At 63.3% G+C, this 847-nt stretch carries 1 pseudogene; it reads right to left on the reverse strand.

From position 1 onward, the window contains the following. Positions 1-113: 113 nt before the first annotated feature. Positions 114-847, reverse strand: a pseudogene (locus FUT88_RS25555) (ABC transporter substrate-binding protein); the annotation flags it as partial.

An 847-nucleotide genomic window follows, 5' to 3' on the forward strand; every position in this document is an offset into this window, starting at 1 on the left:
CATGATAGAGGAAAGCTCAGGACGAAAGTTCCTGCTAGTTACCCCAATGCGGCACATCGGGCGAATTTGCTGTAACAGCGCGTTACGGCACGGTGTTCGTTACCAAGCGATCATCATTGCTTGGTGAACAACCAGGCAAGCGACCATTCGTCGGTGCGGGCCTCGTAGCGAATGCCCTTGCGCATGGCCCACGTGGCGAGCTGGTGATGCGACGGGATGATCGCGTAGTCGGTCTGCGCAAAGCGCGCCGCGGTCTTGGCGGCCTGCTCGTGAGCCTGTTCGCTCGACACCGTCGAGAGCGACGTCTGTACCAGTTTGTCCAGCTCCGGATTGCTGTAGCGGCCCCAGTTCCAGGAGCCGTAGCCGGTTTGCGCGTTCGGCGTGCCCAGGATACTGCGCAGCGCGACATCGGCCGCTACCGAGCCCCAGCCGAGCATCATGAACGAGAACTCGCCCTGACGTGCGCGGGAGAAATACGCTGCCACCGGCAACGTTTCCACCTTCGTCTGGATGCCGATGCGCGTGAGCAGCTGCGCAGTGGTCTGCGCGACCTGCACGTCGTTCAGATACCGATTGTTGTGGCGTGCAGCGTGAGCCCGAAACCGTCGGGGTAACCGGCCTCGGCAAGCAGTTTCTTGGCGCGAGCCGGGTCATATGCGATCGGCTTGCCGCCCGGATGCCCGAAGATCTGCGGCGAGACGATGCTCGACGCCACCACGCCTTGGCCCTCGAGCACGCGGCTGACAATGGCATCGCGGTTGATGGCCAGCGCGATGGCCTCGCGCACGCGATGGTCCTTGAGCGGATTCTTGGCGAGGGGCTTGCCGGCCTTGTCGGTCACGAACGG

Source organism: Ralstonia sp. TCR112, from assembly GCF_007997035.1.
GTDB lineage: Bacteria > Pseudomonadota > Gammaproteobacteria > Burkholderiales > Burkholderiaceae > Ralstonia > Ralstonia edaphi.